Raw genomic sequence first — 14947 nt, 5'->3', positions numbered from 1 at the left:
AGGCCCAGGATTACGACATGGCAGTAACTTTTTCGGACGTATGCGCCGTGGTGCCGGCTGCGGGTTTTGGCCGGCGCATGCAGACAGAATGTCCCAAGCAATACCTCTCTATTGGCGATAAAACGATCCTCGAACACTCTGTGGCGGCGCTGCTGGCGCATCCGCGGGTGACGCGCGTGATTATCGCTATCAGCCCGGGTGATGCGCGTTTCGCGCAGTTACCGCTGGCAAATCATCCGCAGATTACCGTTGTTGACGGCGGCGCCGAGCGTGCCGATTCCGTGCTGGCGGGCATTCAGGCCGCCGGTGAGGCACCATGGGTTCTGGTCCATGACGCTGCCCGTCCGTGCCTGCATCAGGATGACCTTGCGCGCCTGCTGGCGCTTAGCGAAACCAGCCGGGTAGGCGGTATTCTTGCCGCCCCGGTACGCGACACCATGAAGCGCGCTGAGCCGGGCAAGCAGGCTATCGCACACACCGTTGAGCGCGTCGATTTATGGCACGCGCTGACCCCCCAATTTTTCCCCCGCGAATTACTCCACAACTGCTTAACGCGTGCGCTTAAAGAAGGTGCGACCATCACGGACGAAGCCTCGGCGCTGGAGTATTGCGGTTTCCATCCTGAGCTGGTTGAAGGACGCGCTGATAATATAAAAGTGACGCGTCCGGAAGATTTACAGCTCGCGGAATTTTATCTTACCCGTTCGACCCATCAGGAGAAGGCATAATGCGAATTGGACACGGTTTTGATGTACACGCCTTTGGCGGAGAAGGCCCAATTATCATTGGCGGCGTACGCATTCCTTATGAAAAAGGGCTGCTTGCGCATTCTGATGGCGACGTAGCATTACATGCCCTGACCGATGCATTGCTGGGTGCTGCGGCACTGGGCGATATCGGTAAGCTGTTCCCGGACACTGACCCGTCCTTCAAAGGCGCGGACAGCCGTGCGCTGCTGCGTGAAGCCTGGCGTCGTATTCAGGCGAAAGGCTACACCCTCGGCAACGTGGATGTGACGATCATCGCTCAGGCCCCCAAAATGCTGCCGCATATCCCGCAAATGCGCGTGTTCATTGCAGAAGATCTCGGTTGCCACATGGATGATGTTAACGTCAAAGCGACGACGACAGAGAAACTGGGCTTTACCGGTCGTGGTGAAGGGATTGCCTGTGAGGCCGTGGCGCTGCTGGTGAAGGCAAGCCAATGACGGACTTCGACAACCTGACCTGGCTACACGGTAAACCGCAAGGGAACGGGCTGCTGAAAGCCAGCCCTGAAGATTTTGTTGTGGTGGAAGACCTGGGATTTGCGCCGGATGGCGAAGGCGAACATATCCTGGTACGCATTCTAAAAAATGGCTGCAATACCCGTTTTGTGGCCGATGCGCTGGCAAAATTCCTCAAAATTCATGCCCGCGAAGTGAGCTTTGCCGGGCAGAAAGATAAACACGCCGTCACCGAACAGTGGCTCTGCGCGCGCGTGCCGGGTAATACGATGCCTGATTTAAGCAAATTTGAGCTTGAGGGCTGTAAGGTACTGGAATACGCGCGCCATAAGCGCAAACTGCGTCTGGGCGCGTTGAAGGGCAATCATTTTACGCTGGTACTGCGTGAGATTTCGGACCGTGACGATGTGGAAAAACGCCTGAACGCTATCAACGCATGCGGCGTACCAAACTATTTTGGCGCACAGCGCTTTGGTATCGGCGGCAGCAACCTGCTCGGCGCACTGCGCTGGGCGCAAAGCGATGCCCCGGTCCGCGACAGGAATAAACGCAGTTTTTGGTTGTCGGCGGCCCGCAGTGCGTTGTTTAATCAGATTGTGAGCGAACGGCTGAAAAAACCGGACGCGAATCAAGTTGTTGTCGGCGATGCGCTACAATTAGCGGGACGCGGGAGTTGGTTTGTGGCAACGGCTGAAGAAATGGCCGATGTGCAGTCGCGCGTGGATACTCAAACGCTGATGATTACTGCAGCCTTGCCCGGCACGGGCGACTGGGGTACGCAGGGCGATGCGCTGGCTGCTGAGCAGTCTGCCGTCGCTGATATGCAGGCATTACAAACATTGCTGGTGCGGGAAAAAGTCGAGGCGGCACGCCGTGCGATGCTGCTCTATCCGCAACAGTTGAGCTGGAACTGGTGGGACGACGTAACCGTCGAGTTACGCTTCTGGCTGCCGGCAGGTAGCTTTGCCACCAGTGTTGTCAGGGAACTTATCAACACGTCGGGTGATTATGCGAATATTGCTGAGTAACGATGACGGGATCCATGCGCCGGGTATACAGACCCTGGCGAAACACCTTCGCGAATTTGCGGAAGTGCAGGTCGTGGCACCCGATCGTAACCGCAGTGGAGCGTCTAACTCTCTGACGCTGGAGTCGTCGCTTCGCACCTTTACCTTTGAAAATGGTGATATCGCCGTCCAGATGGGCACGCCGACCGACTGCGTTTTTCTGGGCGTGAACGCGCTGATGCGCCCGCGCCCGGACATCGTCGTCTCCGGTATTAACGCCGGGCCCAATCTTGGCGATGATGTGATTTACTCCGGAACCGTGGCCGCCGCCATGGAAGGGCGCCATCTGGGGTTCCCTGCACTGGCCGTTTCGTTAAACGGCCACACGCACTACGACACGGCGGCAGCGGTGACCTGTTCTCTCCTGCGGGCGCTCAATCGCGAGCCGCTGCGTACCGGGCGCATCCTCAATATTAACGTGCCGGATCTGCCGTTGAGTGAAATCAAAGGCATTCGCGTAACGCGTTGCGGAAGCCGACACCCGGCTGACCAGGTGATCCCGCAGCAGGATCCGCGCGGCAATACGCTTTACTGGATTGGTCCTCCTGGCGACAAGTGTGACGCCGGACCGGATACCGACTTTGCCGCCGTTGATGAAGGATATGTCTCGGTTACGCCGCTGCATGTAGATTTAACCGCGTATAGTGCGCATGATGTGGTGTCGGGTTGGCTGGATCGCGCAGGAGTGAACGCGCAATGGTAAGCAAACGTGTACAAACTCTTCTGGAACAGCTACGCGCTCAGGGGATCCGCGACGAGCATGTGCTCGACGCGCTCGCCCAGGTGCCGCGTGAGAAATTTGTAGACGAGGCGTTTGAACACAAAGCATGGGAAAACGTGGCGCTGCCTATTGGGCAGGGCCAGACGATTTCACAGCCTTACATGGTGGCGCGTATGACGGAGCTGCTGGAGCTCACGCCCCATTCGCGCGTGCTGGAAATTGGCACCGGGTCGGGGTACCAAACCGCGATCCTGGCGCATCTGGTGCACCATGTTTGCTCCGTTGAGCGTATTAAAGGTTTGCAGTGGCAGGCGCGTCGTCGCCTGAAACAACTTGATTTACATAACGTTTCGACACGACACGGTGATGGATGGCAGGGTTGGCAGGCACGCGCCCCGTTTGACGCGATCATCGTGACGGCTGCTCCACCTGAAATTCCCGCTGCTCTGTTATCGCAGCTGGATGAAGGCGGCATTCTTGTTCTGCCTGTCGGGGACGAGCAACAGCTCCTGAAGCGCGTTCGTCGGCGTGGCGGCGAGTTTATTATCGATACCGTGGAAGCCGTGCGCTTTGTTCCTCTGGTAAAGGGGGAGTTGGCCTGAGACTCAGAATTATCCAGGGTTATTAAGGCAAATTCAGCGTATGGTGTGGCGCGAAAGATTCGTGTCATCACGGTAAATTTTAAGTCACTGGTAGTTAACACATTCCTGGGGGATAAATGAGCGCGGGAAGCCCTAAATTCACCATCAGCCGTGTTGCGGCATTATCACTGGTTTCGCTCTGGCTGGCAGGCTGTACAAGTTCTAATAATGCACCTGCGCCCGTCAGTTCCGTGGGGGGATCCAGCAGCTCGGGTAACACGTCCAGCGGAATGTTGATCACGCCTCCGCCTAAAATGGGCACTGCTGCGGCACAACAAAATCCGCCCATTCAGCCAATGCAGCCTCCTGTTACGCAGCCAACACAGATTCAGCCAGTGGAACACCCTGTGCAGACTCAAAATGGCCGCATAGTGTATAACCGCCAGTATGGGAACATTCCGAAAGGTAGCTATACCGGTGGGAGCACCTATACCGTAAAACGCGGCGACACGTTGTTCTATATTGCGTGGATCACCGGGAACGATTTCCGTGACCTGGCGCAGCGTAATAACGTCCAGGCCCCGTATGGTCTGGAAGTCGGCCAGACGCTCCAGGTGGGCAATGCGACGGGTACGCCGCTCACGCCTGGCAACACCGTTTCAGCGGCCGATGTCACTGCGCAAAATAACAGCGTTAAGCCTGCACAAAAATCCACCACGGTGGTTGCTTCACAACCGGTAATTACGTATTCTGAGGATTCAGGTGATCAGACTGCTAACAAAATGTTGCCGAATAATAAAGGGACTGCGACTGTTGTCACAGCACCGACTACGGCACCTGTGGTTAGCTCTACTGAACCGACTGCCAGCAGTATGACCTCCAGTTCGCCAATTTCTGCATGGCGCTGGCCAACTGACGGCAAGGTTATCGAAAACTTCTCTTCCTCCGAGGGAGGAAATAAAGGGATCGATATCGCAGGGAATAAGGGACAGGCTATTATCGCGACCGCAGACGGTCGTGTTGTATATGCCGGTAACGCTCTGCGCGGTTACGGTAATCTTATTATCATCAAACATAACGATGATTACCTGAGTGCCTACGCCCATAACGACACAATGCTGGTCCGGGAACAACAAGAAGTTAAGGCGGGGCAAAAAATCGCTACCATGGGTAGCACCGGCACCAGTTCTACACGCTTGCATTTTGAAATTCGTTACAAGGGGAAATCCGTAAACCCGCTGCAGTATTTGCCGCAGCGATAAGTTGACGGGGCATGCCAGCCAGGGTGTCTCGTTCAGGGATCACGGGTAGGAGCCACCTTATGAGTCAGAATACGCTGAAAGTTCATGATTTAAATGAAGATGCGGAATTTGATGAGAACGGAGCAGAGGCTTTTGATGAAAAAGCCTTAGTAGAAGAGGAACCCAGTGATAACGATTTGGCTGAAGAAGAGCTGTTATCGCAGGGCGCCACACAGCGTGTACTGGACGCGACTCAGCTTTACCTTGGGGAGATTGGTTACTCCCCACTGTTAACGGCCGAAGAAGAAGTCTATTTCGCACGTCGTGCTTTGCGTGGTGATGTTGCCTCGCGCCGTCGCATGATTGAAAGTAACTTGCGTCTGGTCGTGAAAATTGCCCGTCGTTACGGCAATCGAGGTCTGGCTCTGCTGGACCTGATTGAAGAGGGCAACTTAGGTCTCATCCGCGCAGTTGAGAAGTTTGACCCGGAACGCGGGTTCCGTTTCTCAACCTACGCGACCTGGTGGATTCGTCAGACCATCGAACGGGCGATTATGAACCAAACCCGTACGATTCGCCTGCCGATTCACATCGTCAAAGAGTTGAACGTCTATCTGCGTACTGCGCGCGAGTTGTCCCATAAACTGGACCACGAGCCAAGCGCGGAAGAGATCGCCGAACAACTTGATAAACCGGTTGATGACGTAAGCCGTATGCTGCGTCTCAACGAGCGCATTACCTCCGTTGACACCCCGTTGGGTGGCGACTCCGAAAAAGCGCTGCTGGACATCCTGGCCGATGAAAAAGACAACGGTCCGGAAGACACCACGCAGGACGATGACATGAAACAGAGCATCGTCAAATGGCTGTTCGAACTGAACGCCAAACAGCGTGAAGTGCTGGCACGTCGTTTCGGTTTACTGGGGTATGAAGCTGCAACACTGGAAGACGTCGGCCGCGAAATTGGCCTGACCCGTGAACGTGTTCGTCAGATTCAGGTTGAAGGTCTGCGTCGCCTGCGTGAAATCCTGCAGGGACAAGGTCTGAATATCGAAGCGCTGTTCCGCGAATAAGCAATCTTTCATCAAAAAAGGCCCGTCGTGAGACGGGCCTTTTTCTTTTGCGTTACGGTTGTGCCGTTTCGTGCAGCAAACGCCACGTTATCTTGCCATCCTTCTGATTGAGCACGGCGGTTGACCAGCGCACATTGACGGGCTGATCCGGGCGAGTTTGCGTTTCCCGGTAGTGAAGCACCGCGCCGTTGGCCCACGTCTGTAGCGTCGTTATCTCATCAAGAACAATCTCCAGACCAGGACGGCTGCCGCGCTGAAGGTCCAGGAAACCGACAAGCGCGTTATAGTCAAAATGGACGCCACCTGGGGTGAGCATCATAAAATCCGGCTGAAAGTGGGCAAGCAGGGCGTCAACATCCCCTTCGCCCTTACCCAACCAGTTCTCCAGCATAACGTGAACGTCGATAATGTCCTGTTCGAAATGGGTCATGGTTTCTCCTGTTGCACCTCTGAAAGCACCTGCGTGTTGTTAAGACGAAAGACGTACACGACGGGCAGTAATGTGATGGCCGCAGCAACACTAAACATCCCGTGCCATGCGGCGAGCGGCGTGAAAAACGCCAGTGTCAGGTTCAGCACCTGCGAGAGCAGGAATGCCCCGGCAAAAAAACTGATCTGACGATTAAGATTCCATAGCGCGCTGGCGTCAGGCATATCGTCGCGCGCCGTCGTTAAAAATGCGCTGCTTTGCGCCGTACTGCTGCAAAGACTGCCGCCCGCGCCCATTAACGTAAACGCGACGCCAGGTAACAACACTGTGGTAGTCGGGCTGACGTTAAGCAGCAGTAAAACGCCCAGCGCCTGTAACAGGCAACCCACGACAATGAGAGGCCGGGGACCCACGCGGTTAAAATAACGTCCGGTCGCGGTGATCGCCATAAACGAGGCCAGAGACCATGGCAGCATCAGCATCCCCGTTGCGGCAGGTGTCATGTGCGCCTCGCTCTGAAGATAATACATCCCCGTGACGTTCACCCCAATAAACATGCCGGGTACGCACAAATAGACAAGCATGGAAAAACGCAGCAGCGGGTCGGCCAGCAGGGGCAGGTTTAACAGCCTGCTCGCTTTCACGGGGGCCCTCTCATTCTTAAGCCACACGCAGGCCAGGAAAAACGTCACGGCGGCGACAGGCGTTGTGGCAAAAAATATCCATCGCCAGCTGAGTGCCTGAACCAGCACTCCCCCCACGGCGGGTGAGCATGCAGGCGCAAGCAATGCAACCAGCATGACCGCTGAGGAGAGTCTGGCACGCTCATGGGGTTTAAACTGTTGCCAGGTCAGCGCCTGTCCGACCGGGATCAGTAAACCCCCTCCCATGCCCTGCAGCACTCGCCAGGCAATCAGGCTCTCAAGTGAGGACGACAAACTTGCCGCAACGGAGGCGGCGCTAAAGAGAAAAAGCGAAAGCAGAATGACATGCTTCGGCCCGAGCCTGCGCGTCAGCAGGGGGCTGAAGGGGATGACGAGTGTCAGACCGGCAATATAGCCGTTACTGACCCAGGCAAGCGATGAGGGCGTGGCGTTGAACGCCTGAGCCATTGACGGAAAAGCGACGCTGGCGATAAACATATTAATTAAATCAAGAAAAAAGCCCAGCAGATAGACAACGGCGACTTTGCTGCGATACGACATGGCGGCACCTCCAGTGAGGGGCGTATCGTATCGGGCAGGGAGGTACGGATAAACGTTATAAAGCGCGATATACTGTCAAAAAATTTTTGACAGTAATAGGGCTGACCATGATTAATTTGCAGCGTACCGCGATGTTTGTCGCCGTCGCAGATACCGGGAGTTTCACCGCCGCAGCAGAGGCAATGGGGCTGACAAAAGCGGTGGTCAGCTTCAATATCCGCCAGCTGGAAGATGAACTGGGTGTCACGCTGTTGCTGCGTTCCACCCGTCGACTGACGTTAACCGAGGCGGGGAGGCTTTTCCATCAACGGAGCGTCGCGCTTTTAAAGGACGCGGAACGCCTGAAGGACGACGTCCGTGCAAACCACGCAGGTCTCACGGGGGAGTTGCGGATCACCACCACACCGGAGTACGGCTCGCAGGTTGTGGTCCCGTTACTGGCTGAGTTTAGCCAGCAACACCCGGACCTTCGCGTGCGTCACGTTTCGTCTTCACTTCATGCCGATTTGATTTCAGAGCGCTTCGATGTCGCCATCCGGCTGGGAACCCTTGCCGATTCACGCTACCACGCGGCACTGATAACGCAGTTCACTATTTTCCCCGTAGCGACGCCCGGCTGGCTGCGTAACCATCCTGTAGAATCGCTTGAACAGCTGGCGAAAGCTGACTGGATTATTCATGAGCGCTTAGCCTCGCCGCTGCGCTGGCAGGTGAACGATGCCTGCGGTGAGCCCGCCACGCTGGAAATTAAAAAAGCACCGCGTTTGTTTGCGGACAGTGCTCAGGCGCTGATGGCCTTTGCGCTCGCGGGATGTGGCGTGGCGCTGTTGCCGGAGTGGCTGGTGCGCCATGCGCTTGATGACGGCAAGCTGGTGTCGGTTTTACCGGAATATACCTTTGCGCGGCAGGGCATCTATGCGGTTTATCCCGATGCCCCGCATGTGCCTGCGAAAGTGCGCACCTTTATCGACTTTATGCGCACCCGGGTTAACTAGTCGCGCATCATTTTTTTGACGAGTGCGGAGAATTGCGCCCGCTCGTCGTTGCTCAGCCGCCCTAAAAACGCCTCGTCCACGTCATTGCCGATCGGTTTACAGCTGGCAAGCAGCGCTTCACCTTCCGGCGTCAGAAAGACGAAACGACGGCGCTTGTCCGCCGGATCGTGCTCGCGTTTTACCAGTCCACGCGCCTCCATGCGGCTCAGCATCTCCGCGAGCGTCGCCTTTGTGCTGACCGCCACTTCTGTCAGAGCAACTTGCTCAATCCCCGGGTTTTCGGCAATGGATCGCAATACCGCGTACTGCGGTTTGGTCAGTTCCGGCAATGCATGTTGCCAACGGGCAGTATGCTGTTGAAAAAGCTGGCGTAACAGGTGAAACGCCTCTTGTCTCAGTTCCATGAACACTCCGACGAAAAATTCTCTCCCTATGATAGCCGCTCTTGCCCAGGATTTTAACGCGGCAATTTTTAGCAATTAATGTGATCGTGTACGAACAATATTGTCAGAAACAGGATCCGGGAGTAACGTATTTAATATGTTCGTATACGAACGAATTGATTGAGGTGCTGAATGAGATTGATAGTTGGAATGACGGGCGCAACGGGAGCGCCGCTGGGCGTAGCGTTGCTGCAGGCATTACGTGACATGCCGGAGGTGGAGACCCATCTGGTCATGTCGAAATGGGCAAAAACCACCATTGAGCTGGAGACACCCTACACCGCACAGGATGTGGCTGCGCTGGCCGATGTTGTCCACAGCCCGGCCGATCAGGCTGCCACTATCTCATCCGGCTCGTTTCGCACCGACGGCATGATCGTCATTCCCTGCAGTATGAAAACCCTGGCAGGCATTCGCGCAGGCTACGCCGAAGGACTGGTGGGCCGTGCGGCAGATGTGGTGCTGAAAGAGGGGCGCAAACTGGTGCTGGTTCCTCGTGAAACCCCGCTCAGCACCATTCATCTCGAGAATATGCTCGCACTGTCCCGTATGGGCGTGGCAATGGTGCCGCCGATGCCCGCGTATTACAACCACCCGCAGACCGCCGACGATATCACCCATCACATTGTGACCCGCGTGCTCGACCAGTTTGGTCTGGAGCACAAAAAAGCGCGCCGCTGGAACGGGTTGCGGGAAGCAAAACATTTTTCACAGGAGAATAAAGATGGCATTTGATGATTTGAGAAGCTTCCTGCAGGCGCTCGATGAGCAAGGGCAACTGCTGAAAATTGAAGAAGAGGTGAATGCAGAACCGGACCTGGCCGCGGCAGCCAATGCCACAGGCCGTATTGGTGACGGCGCACCGGCGCTGTGGTTCGATAATATTCGCGGGTTTACCGATGCCCGGGTGGTAATGAACACCATTGGTTCATGGCAGAATCACGCCATTTCTATGGGACTGCCCGCGAACACCCCCGTCAAAAAACAGATTGATGAGTTTATTCGCCGCTGGGATAAATTCCCCGTCACGCCAGAGCGCCGTGCAGATCCCGCCTGGGCTCAAAATACGGTGGAGGGTGAAGACATTAACCTTTTCGACATCCTGCCGCTGTTCCGTCTGAACGACGGTGACGGCGGTTTTTACCTCGACAAAGCGTGCGTCGTTTCGCGCGATCCGCTTGATGCGGATAACTTCGGCAAGCAGAACGTCGGTATCTATCGCATGGAAGTGAAGGGAAAACGCAAGCTGGGTCTTCAACCGGTTCCGATGCACGATATCGCCCTGCATCTGCATAAAGCGGAAGAGCGCGGTGAAGATCTGCCGGTCGCGATTACGCTTGGCAATGATCCGATTATTACACTTATGGGCGCGACGCCGCTGAAATACGATCAATCTGAGTATGAGATGGCCGGTGCGCTGCGCGAAAGCCCCTATCCCATTGCGACGGCACCGCTGACCGGCTTTGATGTACCGTGGGGATCTGAAGTCATTCTGGAAGGGGTGATTGAAGGCCGCAAGCGCGAAATCGAAGGACCCTTTGGTGAGTTTACCGGGCACTACTCTGGTGGCCGTAACATGACGGTGGTGCGTATTGATAAAGTGTCTTACCGCACAAAACCCATTTTTGAATCCCTCTACCTCGGCATGCCGTGGACCGAAATTGACTACCTGATGGGCCCGGCTACCTGTGTACCGCTCTACCAGCAGCTGAAAGCAGAATTTCCGGAAGTGCAGGCGGTCAATGCCATGTATACCCACGGTTTGCTGGCGATTATCTCCACCAAAAAACGCTACGGTGGCTTTGCCCGCGCAGTCGGCTTACGTGCTATGACCACGCCGCACGGCCTGGGCTACGTGAAGATGGTGATTATGGTGGATGAAGACGTTGACCCGTTCAACCTGCCGCAGGTGATGTGGGCGCTGTCCTCGAAGGTGAACCCGGCGGGCGATCTGGTGCAGTTGTCGAATATGTCGGTGCTTGAACTGGACCCGGGCTCCAGCCCGGCAGGTATTACCGACAAATTGATTATTGATGCCACCACGCCTGTTGCACCCGACAACCGGGGCCACTTCAGCCAGCCGGTACAGGATTTACCTGAAACCAAAGCCTGGGCCGAAAAACTGACTGCGATGCTGGCTGCACGCCAATAAGGAGGAAAAGGATGATATGTCCACGTTGTGCTGATGAGCATATTGAGGTGATGGCAACATCACCGGTGAAAGGGGTCTGGACTGTCTATCAGTGCCAGCATTGTCTGTATACCTGGCGTGACACGGAGCCGCTACGCCGGACCCACCGCGATCATTATCCGCAAGCGTTTCGCATGACGCAGAAGGATATCGATGACGCACCACAGGTGCCGACGATCCCGCCGTTACTGGCCGACGATAAGCGCTAAAAAAAAGCCGGGTGGCGGTTTCGCCTTACCCGGCCTGTTTGTTTCAGATACCGCTACTTCCCGGCAGGCCCGGTAAGCATTGCGCCACCGGGTGCAGATTACACCAGGCTTTTCAGGCGATAAATCCACTCCAGCGCCTGACGCGGCGTGAGCGAGTCCGGATCGAGATTTTCCAGCGCCTCAACGGCCGGTGACGTCTCTTCTGCCGGGGCTAGCAACGACATTTGCGTACCATCAATCTGCGTGGCCGCGGCATTCGGTGACAGGCTCTCCAGCTCACGCAATTTCTGGCGCGCACGTTTGATCACCTCTTTTGGAACCCCCGCCAGCGCGGCCACGGCCAGGCCATAACTCTTGCTCGCGGCACCATCCTGTACGGTGTGCATAAAGGCGATGGTATCGCCATGTTCCAGCGCATCGAGGTGGACGTTTGCCACGCCTTCCATCTTTTCTGGCAACTGTGTCAGCTCGAAATAGTGGGTTGCGAACAGCGTCATTGCCTTGATCTTATTGGCAAGGTTTTCAGCGCAGGCCCATGCCAGTGACAGACCATCATAGGTTGATGTTCCGCGCCCGACTTCATCCATCAATACCAGGCTGTATTCGGTCGCGTTATGCAGAATATTGGCGGTTTCGGTCATCTCCACCATAAAGGTTGAGCGGCCGCTGGCCAGATCGTCCGCTGCCCCGACACGGGTAAATATACGGTCGATAGGGCCAATCTCCACTTTTTGCGCAGGAACGTAGCTGCCGATATAGGCGAGCAGAGCGATAAGCGCCGTCTGGCGCATATAGGTACTTTTACCGCCCATGTTTGGACCGGTAATGATCAGCATTCTTCTCTGCGGCGACAGGCTTAGCGGGTTGGCGATGAACGGCTCGTTCAGCACCCGTTCCACAACCGGATGACGGCCTTCGGTGATGCGAATACCGGGTTTATCGGTAAAGGTCGGGCAGGTGTAGTTCAGCGTTTCAGCGCGTTCTGCCAGGTTGACCAGCACGTCCAGCTCTGCCAGTGCGCTGGCGCTTGACTGCAGGTCTGCAAGGTGCGGCATCAGCATGTCGAACAGCTCTTCATACAGCTGTTTCTCCAGCGCCAGCGCCTTGCCTTTCGAGGTGAGAACTTTGTCCTCGTACTCTTTCAGTTCAGGGATAATGTAACGCTCAGCGTTTTTCAGCGTCTGGCGGCGCACGTAGTGGATGGGGGCCAGATGGCTTTGTCCACGGCTGATCTGAATGTAGTAACCGTGAACCGCGTTATAGCCCACTTTGAGGGTATCGAGCCCAAGGCGTTCGCGCTCGCGAATTTCCAGCTTATCCAGGTAGTCCGTGGCACCGTCGGCCAGCGCACGCCATTCATCCAGCTCTTCGTTGTACCCCGGGGCAATTACGCCGCCGTCACGCACCAGAACCGGAGGGGCGTCAATAATGGCGCGTTCGAGCAGCTCGCGCAGCTCGCTAAATTCACCCATGGTTTCACGCAGTTTCTGCACCGGCGCGCTATCCACATCGGCGAGCAGGCTGCGCAATTCCGGCAACTGCTGGAAGGCATGACGCATGCGGGCGAGGTCGCGCGGACGTGCCGTACGCAGTGCCAGACGCGCAAGAATACGTTCCAGATCGCCGACCTGACGCAGCACGGGCTGCAGTTCACTGTAGCGATCCTGCAACGCGGCAATCGTCTGCTGACGACAGGTAAGCGTGTCGGTATCGCGAATGGGCATATGCAGCCAGCGTTTTAACATACGGCTGCCCATCGGCGTCACCGTGCTGTCGAGGACGGAAGCGAGGGTGTTTTCCACGCCTCCGGCCAGATTCTGGGTGATCTCCAGATTTCGACGCGTCGCGGCATCCATAATGATGCTGTCCTGCTGACGCTCCATCGTGATCGAGCGGATATGCGGCAGGGTGGTGCGCTGGGTATCTTTGACGTACTGCAGCAGGCAACCCGCGGCACACAGTCCGCGCGGGGCGTTTTCCACACCAAAGCCAATCAGATCGCGGGTGCCAAACTGCAGATTCAACTGCTGGCGCGCGGTATCAATTTCGAACTCCCACAGCGGACGACGGCGCAGACCGCGGCGGCCTTCAATCAGCGCCATCTCGGTAAAATCTTCGGCATAGAGCAGTTCTGCCGGGTTCGTGCGCTGCAATTCAGCCGCCATCGTTTCACGATCTGCCGGTTCGCTCAGACGAAAACGTCCGGAGCTGATATCCAGCGTCGCATAACCGAAACCTTTGCCGTCCTGCCACAGTGCCGCCAGCAGGTTATCCTGGCGCTCCTGCAGCAGGGCTTCGTCGCTGATCGTACCAGGCGTGACGATGCGCACGACTTTGCGCTCAACCGGCCCTTTTGAGGTTGCCGGATCGCCGATCTGTTCGCAGATGGCGACTGACTCACCCTGATTCACCAGTTTCGCAAGGTAGTTTTCTACCGCGTGATGCGGAATACCGGCCATGGGAATGGGCTCGCCTGCAGATGCGCCACGCCGGGTCAGCGAAATGTCGAGCAGCTGCGACGCACGTCTGGCATCGTCATAAAATAGCTCGTAAAAATCGCCCATACGGTAGAACAGCAAGATTTCCGGATGCTGTGCTTTCAGCTTCAGGTACTGCTGCATCATTGGCGTATGTGCGTCGAAATTGTCGATTGTGCTCATGGAGTTATGATGTCCATTTCTTTGAAAATAATACGCTTTGGGCGGCTCAGTGGCCGTTAGTTCCTTCTATTGTCGCATGAAAAAAAGGTACGGCGCAGAAAAATGTCGCGGCTTTACGAGGTGCCTTCCTGCACTAACTCAATGACAATTTTTCCATGCTCAACCCCCACTCTGACCTGCGAATGGGTGGTAAACCCCGCTTTTTCAAGCCAGTCGCCCTTTAAGCTCAGCGCTGCATGCACGCTGTAGCGTTTGGGTATCTTGGTGTTACGGTCTTCATGACGCTTTCTGAAATACCCCACTTTCAAATGACGATAGGATTTGGTGATAGCGATCTTGTGCATACGGCCTCCGGACAACGTGGACAAGGGTCATTCCTGATGCTGTATAAAATATCAGTGATTTACTGCAGGCGTGGGCTTAATACTGGAATCAGCCTTCAGAAAACAGAATGCAACACCTGAAATCAGTATCTGAAAGGCGTATTATAAATGCACTTTATTGTCTGGTGAGCCGTTATGTCCGGAAAACGCATTGCACGTGAGAAAGAGACGATCGCGAAAATGATCGCGCTGTATGAAACACAGTGTCCTCAGGCTTCGCAGGAAGAGGGGTATTATCAGGCGCTGAAAGCGTATGCCAATAAGCGCCTGGATAAATGCGTTTTTGGTGAGGAAAAACCCGCCTGTAAACAGTGCCCTGTTCACTGCTATCAGCCTGCCAGGCGCGAAGAGATGAAGCTGGTGATGCGCTGGGCTGGCCCACGCATGTTATGGCGTCATCCCATCCTGACGGTACGCCACCTGATGGATGACCGTCGCCCTGTGCCGGAATTACCGGAAAAGTATCGCCCGAAAAAGTAACCGTTCAGGCGCTTCGCTGACAACCGTATCCCAACGCCTGCAT

Annotated in this window: 17 protein-coding genes; 12 read left to right on the top strand and 5 right to left on the bottom strand. The window is 55.8% G+C overall.

Going from position 1 to position 14947, the window contains the following annotated elements; genetic code table 11:
• Positions 1-17 precede the first annotated feature (17 nt).
• From ispD to rpoS, 7 genes are all read left to right on the top strand, one after another.
• On the top strand, positions 18-728 hold the full coding sequence (gene ispD / locus L462_RS09430; protein WP_032678864.1) for a 2-C-methyl-D-erythritol 4-phosphate cytidylyltransferase: 711 nt from the start codon (positions 18-20) through the stop codon (positions 726-728).
• Complete coding sequence (gene ispF / locus L462_RS09435; protein WP_032678863.1) at positions 728-1207, top strand: 2-C-methyl-D-erythritol 2,4-cyclodiphosphate synthase; 480 nt, start codon at positions 728-730, stop codon at positions 1205-1207. Before ispD ends, ispF begins: the two co-directional genes overlap by 1 nt.
• A complete protein-coding gene (gene truD, locus L462_RS09440; protein WP_014171393.1) occupies positions 1204-2253 on the top strand; it encodes a tRNA pseudouridine(13) synthase TruD in 1050 nt (349 codons plus the stop codon). The genes ispF and truD overlap by 4 nt, the downstream gene beginning before the upstream one ends.
• Complete coding sequence (gene surE / locus L462_RS09445; RefSeq protein WP_020883819.1) at positions 2234-2995, top strand: 5'/3'-nucleotidase SurE; 762 nt, start codon at positions 2234-2236, stop codon at positions 2993-2995. The genes truD and surE overlap by 20 nt, the downstream gene beginning before the upstream one ends.
• Positions 2989-3615, top strand: a complete 627-nt coding sequence (locus L462_RS09450; protein ID WP_020883820.1) for a protein-L-isoaspartate(D-aspartate) O-methyltransferase — start codon at positions 2989-2991, stop codon at positions 3613-3615. The genes surE and L462_RS09450 overlap by 7 nt, the downstream gene beginning before the upstream one ends.
• Before the next feature lie 116 nt (positions 3616-3731).
• Entirely contained in the window at positions 3732-4856 is a 1125-nt protein-coding gene (gene nlpD, locus L462_RS09455) for a murein hydrolase activator NlpD (RefSeq protein WP_032678862.1), read from the top strand.
• Between the two features lie 59 nt (positions 4857-4915).
• Entirely contained in the window at positions 4916-5908 is a 993-nt protein-coding gene (gene rpoS / locus L462_RS09460; protein WP_013098493.1) for an RNA polymerase sigma factor RpoS, read from the top strand.
• A 52-nt stretch (positions 5909-5960) separates the two neighbouring features.
• On the opposite strand, the gene L462_RS09465 is transcribed toward rpoS, so the two are convergent.
• Both L462_RS09465 and L462_RS09470 read right to left on the bottom strand, forming a co-directional pair.
• The gene (locus L462_RS09465; RefSeq protein ID WP_014171387.1) at positions 5961-6338 is read right to left on the bottom strand and encodes a DUF4440 domain-containing protein; all 378 of its coding nucleotides are present in this window, start codon (positions 6336-6338) and stop codon (positions 5961-5963) included.
• Positions 6335-7543, bottom strand: coding sequence for an MFS transporter (locus tag L462_RS09470; protein ID WP_032678861.1), 1209 nt, complete (start codon positions 7541-7543; stop codon positions 6335-6337). Before L462_RS09470 ends, L462_RS09465 begins: the two co-directional genes overlap by 4 nt.
• 107 nt (positions 7544-7650) lie before the next feature.
• Here L462_RS09470 and L462_RS09475 point away from each other — a divergent pair, with 107 nt between their 5' ends.
• Positions 7651-8538, top strand: coding sequence for a LysR family transcriptional regulator (locus L462_RS09475; protein ID WP_032678860.1), 888 nt, complete (start codon positions 7651-7653; stop codon positions 8536-8538).
• Here L462_RS09475 and L462_RS09480 read toward each other — a convergent pair.
• Positions 8535-8942: a MarR family winged helix-turn-helix transcriptional regulator gene (locus L462_RS09480; RefSeq protein WP_025203368.1), complete on the bottom strand. Its 408-nt coding sequence runs from the start codon at positions 8940-8942 to the stop codon at positions 8535-8537. The two genes, L462_RS09475 and L462_RS09480, sit on opposite strands and share 4 nt — an antisense overlap.
• A 171-nt stretch (positions 8943-9113) precedes the next feature.
• On the opposite strand from L462_RS09480, the gene L462_RS09485 reads away from it, so the two are divergent.
• From L462_RS09485 to L462_RS09495, 3 genes are read left to right on the top strand one after another with little or no spacing between them, the layout of a single operon-like run.
• Positions 9114-9716, top strand: coding sequence for a non-oxidative hydroxyarylic acid decarboxylases subunit B (locus L462_RS09485; RefSeq protein WP_014171383.1), 603 nt, complete (start codon positions 9114-9116; stop codon positions 9714-9716).
• Entirely contained in the window at positions 9706-11133 is a 1428-nt protein-coding gene (locus L462_RS09490; protein WP_025203369.1) for a non-oxidative hydroxyarylic acid decarboxylases subunit C, read from the top strand. The genes L462_RS09485 and L462_RS09490 overlap by 11 nt, the downstream gene beginning before the upstream one ends.
• A gap of 11 nt (positions 11134-11144) precedes the next feature.
• The gene (locus L462_RS09495) at positions 11145-11381 is read left to right on the top strand and encodes a non-oxidative hydroxyarylic acid decarboxylases subunit D (RefSeq protein ID WP_014171381.1); all 237 of its coding nucleotides are present in this window, start codon (positions 11145-11147) and stop codon (positions 11379-11381) included.
• A 98-nt stretch (positions 11382-11479) separates the two neighbouring features.
• On the opposite strand, the gene mutS is transcribed toward L462_RS09495, so the two are convergent.
• Positions 11480-14041, bottom strand: a complete 2562-nt coding sequence (gene mutS, locus L462_RS09500) for a DNA mismatch repair protein MutS (protein WP_032678859.1) — start codon at positions 14039-14041, stop codon at positions 11480-11482.
• A 113-nt stretch (positions 14042-14154) separates the two neighbouring features.
• A complete protein-coding gene (locus tag L462_RS09505; RefSeq protein ID WP_032678858.1) occupies positions 14155-14385 on the bottom strand; it encodes a SymE family type I addiction module toxin in 231 nt (76 codons plus the stop codon).
• Positions 14386-14559: 174 nt separating this feature from the next.
• Between L462_RS09505 and L462_RS09510 the strand changes: the two genes are divergently transcribed.
• On the top strand, positions 14560-14904 hold the full coding sequence (locus tag L462_RS09510; RefSeq protein ID WP_032678857.1) for a nitrous oxide-stimulated promoter family protein: 345 nt from the start codon (positions 14560-14562) through the stop codon (positions 14902-14904).
• Positions 14905-14947 lie beyond the last annotated feature (43 nt).

Source organism: Enterobacter sp. BIDMC 26 (genome assembly GCF_000534435.1).
GTDB classification, from domain to species: Bacteria; Pseudomonadota; Gammaproteobacteria; order Enterobacterales; family Enterobacteriaceae; genus Enterobacter; species Enterobacter ludwigii.
This window is presented reverse-complemented; position numbering and strand designations above follow the sequence as displayed.